Raw genomic sequence first — 3896 nt, 5'->3', positions numbered from 1 at the left:
GCGTCTCGGCGGCGACCTCGTCCAGGCCGACGCCTTCGATCAGCGTCGCGGTGCCGGTGAAATACTTCTCGACGAAATCGGACTTCAGCCCGATGGCGTCGAAGATCTGCGCGCCGCAATAGGACTGGTAGGTCGAGATGCCCATCTTGGACATCACCTTGAGGATGCCCTTGCCGATCGACTTGATGTAGCGCGAAACCACCTCGTATTCGTCGACCTCGGCCGGCAGTTCGCCGCGCTTGTGCATGTCGAGCAGCGTGTCGAAGGCAAGATAAGGGTTGATCGCCTCGGCGCCATAGCCGGCGAGGCAGCAGAAATGATGCACCTCGCGCGGCTCGCCGGATTCGACGACGAGGCCGACCGACGTCCGCAAGCCTTTGCGGATCAGGTGGTGGTGAACCGCCGCCGTGGCCAGAAGGGCTGGAATGGCAATGCGGTCAGGCCCGACCTGGCGGTCCGACAGGATGATGATGTTGTAGCCGCCGGCGACCGCCGCCTCGGCTCGCTCGCAAAGCCTATCGACGGCGCCGTGCATCCCGGCGGCGCCCTCATTTGAGCCATAGGTGATGTCGAGAGTCTTGGTGTCGAAACGGTCCTCCGTGTGGCCGATGGAGCGGATCTTTTCGAGATCGCCATTGGTCAGGATCGGCTGGCGCACCTCGAGCCGCTTGCGGCGCGACGTGCCGACCAAATCGAAGATGTTCGGCCGCGGCCCGATGAAGGACACCAGGCTCATCACCAGTTCCTCGCGGATCGGGTCGATCGGCGGGTTGGTGACCTGCGCGAAATTCTGCTTGAAATAGGTGTAGAGCAGCTTCGACTTGTCCGACATGGCCGAGATCGGCGTGTCGGTGCCCATCGAGCCCACAGCTTCCTGGCCGGTGGTAGCCATCGGCGCCATCAGAAGCTTGGTGTCTTCCTGCGTGTAGCCGAAGGACTGCTGGCGGTCGAGCAGGCTGACATCCTTGCGCAGCGCGCGCGGCTCGACCGGCTTGAGGTCTTCCAGGATCAACTGCGTGTTGGCGAGCCAGGTCTTGTAGGGATGCCTGGTCGCGATCTCCGACTTGATCTCCTCGTCGGAAACGATGCGGCCCTTGGCAAGATCGATCAGCAGCATGCGGCCGGGCTGCAGCCGCCACTTCTGCACGATCTTTTCCTCCGGCACCGGCAGCGCGCCGGCTTCCGACGCCATGATGACGCGGTCGTCGTCGGTGACGATGTAGCGCGCCGGGCGCAGGCCGTTGCGGTCGAGCGTGGCGCCGATCTGGCGACCGTCGGTGAACACCACCGCCGCCGGACCATCCCACGGCTCCATCAGCGCCGCATGATACTCGTAGAAAGCCTTGCGGTCGGCATCCATGAGCTTGTTGCCGGCCCAGGCTTCCGGTATCAGCATCATCATAGCGTGGGTGAGCGAATAGCCGCCCTGGAACAGGAACTCCAGCGCGTTGTCGAAGCACGCCGTGTCCGACTGGCCCTCATAGGAGATGGGCCACAGCTTCGAGATGTTGTTGCCGAACAGCTCGGAATCGACCGAGGCCTGGCGCGCCGCCATCCAGTTGTTGTTGCCGCGCACGGTGTTGATCTCGCCATTATGCGCGACCATGCGATAGGGATGCGCCAGCTTCCACGACGGGAAGGTGTTGGTCGAGAAGCGCTGGTGAACGAGGATCAGCGCCGTTTCGAAGCGCGGATCCTTGAGGTCCTTATAATAGGCGCCGACCTGGTAGGCCAGGAACATGCCCTTGTAGACGATGGTGCGCGCCGACAGCGACACGCAATAGGCGCCGATGTCCTTGTTGTCGTTCTCGGCATAGATGCGGCCCGAGATCACCTTGCGCAGCAAGTAGAGCCGCGCCTCGTACTCCTCGTCATCCGGAATGTCGGCCGTGCGGCCGATGAACACCTGCCGGTGGAAAGGCTCCGAGGCCACGATATCGGGCGCCTTCGACAGCGACGAATTGTCGACCGGCACGTCGCGGAAGCCGATGAGCGGCAGCCCTTCCGACTGCGCCGATTCGGCGATGATCTCCTCGATATGGGCGCGAAGCGCCGCGTCCTGCGGCATGAACCAATGGCCGACGCCATACTGGCCGGCCGGAGGCAGTTCGACGCCTTTGGCGGCCATTTCCTCACGGAAGAAAGCGTCCGGAATCTGCACCAGCACGCCGGCGCCGTCGCCGACCAGCGGATCAGCGCCGACGGCGCCGCGATGGGTGAGGTTTTCCAGCATCGCCAGACCGTCCTCGACGATCCGGTGCGACTTCACGCCCTTCATATTGGCGATGAAGCCGACGCCGCAGGCGTCATGCTCGTTGCGCGGATCGTAGAGGCCCTGCGCGGTCATGCCGGTGCCAGTTCGCAGCTCTTTGGCCAGGACGGTATTTTTAACGGCTGCCGCTTTCGTCTGCGCGGCCTGGCCGTAGATCGCAGATGGCGTCAGTTCCGTCATCGTCCTATCCTCCGTTCTCCACCTTGGCCCCGACTGTCTCAGGGCGCTGGTTTGCCTTGGGAAGCACAAGGCTTCCCCTTGATCCTTGCTGCACGTCTCGCGAAATCCATCGAACCATACGGCTATACGCCCGGTTCGCATCCGGTATCGTACAGGCCAGAGCCGGGCCGTCTACCCGCCGCTCGCGACAATGGCCGGAATGGCAGCAATGATACGCCAGTCCAGCCTGTTTTGTGCGACAAAATAAGACAGCACTACTGTCCTAAATTTTTTATGGCAGAAATCAGGGACCTATACAAGACCGATTCACAAAAAACTTGGGCGCGACGCGACACAAAATTTCGTGACGAACACTGGAAACGCAAGCTTTGGTCCGGGCTTTCGAGGCGATGCGCTGGCTTCACCGCTTTGCCGGCGATTGGCCCTTGCGCTTCTCCCGCTGAAGCGGTCAAGTCCCGCCGCTTCTGCCAATCACGATACGGACCTCTCGATGTTCTTTGCTTCCGACAACTGGGCGGGCGTCCATCCCGACATTTCGGCCAACCTGGCGCGCCACGCCGACGGCGTTGCCACCGCCTATGGCGACGGCGATCTGGACCGCGCCGTCTATCGCCGCTTCAACGAGATTTTCGAGCGCGAGGTGGAAGTCTTCTTCGCCGCGACCGGCACCGCGGCAAACGCGCTTTCGATGGCCGCGTTGAACCGTATCGGCGGCATCGCGCTTTGCCACTCCGAAGCGCATATGAATGTCGACGAGTTCGGCGCGATGGGTTTCTACACGGGCGGCGCGCGCATGGCGCCGGTTCCCGGGCCGTTGGGGCGCATCAATCCGGAAGCGCTCGACCGGGCTATCAAGCGCTATTCGCAGGATCTGGCTCCCGCCGGTCAGCCGATGGCGGTCACCATCACCCAGGCGACCGAGGTTGGCACCGTCTACAGCGCCGACGACGTCAAGGCGGTCGCCGAGGTCAGCCGCCGCCACAAGCTGCCGGTGCACATGGACGGCGCGCGCTTCGCCAATGCGATTGCCGCGACCGGCGTCAGCCCGGCTGAAATGACCTGGAAGAGCGGCGTCGACCTCATCTCCTTCGGCGCCACCAAGAATGGCTGCTGGATGGCCGACGCCGTGGTGATCCTCAATCCGGACGTCGGTAAGGACCTGCGCCTGCAGCGTCAGCGCGCCGGGCAGACCTTCTCCAAGGCGCGATTCATCTCGGCCCAGTTCGAAGCCTATCTCACCGACGACCTGTGGCTGAGGATGGCCGGGCACGCCAATCAAATGGCAGCGCATCTGGCCGAGACGATCGAGGATGCACCGGCGGGCAGGCTCGCCTGGTTGCCGCAAGCCAACGAGGTCTTCGCGATCCTGGACCGCGCCACGGCTGAAAGGCTGCGGGCGGCCGGCGCCAAATTCCATGAATGGGGCGTGCCTTCAGGATTCGAG

Annotated in this window: 2 protein-coding genes; one reads left to right on the top strand and one right to left on the bottom strand. The window is 63.3% G+C overall.

Annotation, left to right across the window (positions count from 1 at the left end; translation table 11 throughout):
• The coding region (locus EOA28_RS27810; protein ID WP_281060929.1) for a glutamate synthase central domain-containing protein at window positions 1-2452 on the bottom strand (2452 nt) is incomplete at its 3' end.
• A 490-nt stretch (window positions 2453-2942) separates the two neighbouring features.
• On the opposite strand from EOA28_RS27810, the gene EOA28_RS27805 reads away from it, so the two are divergent.
• Window positions 2943-3896: low specificity L-threonine aldolase (locus EOA28_RS27805; protein ID WP_148670889.1), on the top strand; the 954-nt coding region annotated here is incomplete at its 3' end.

The sequence above is a fragment of the Mesorhizobium sp. M2A.F.Ca.ET.067.02.1.1 genome (assembly GCF_004023285.1).
Lineage (GTDB): Bacteria > Pseudomonadota > Alphaproteobacteria > Rhizobiales > Rhizobiaceae > Mesorhizobium.
This window is presented reverse-complemented; position numbering and strand designations above follow the sequence as displayed.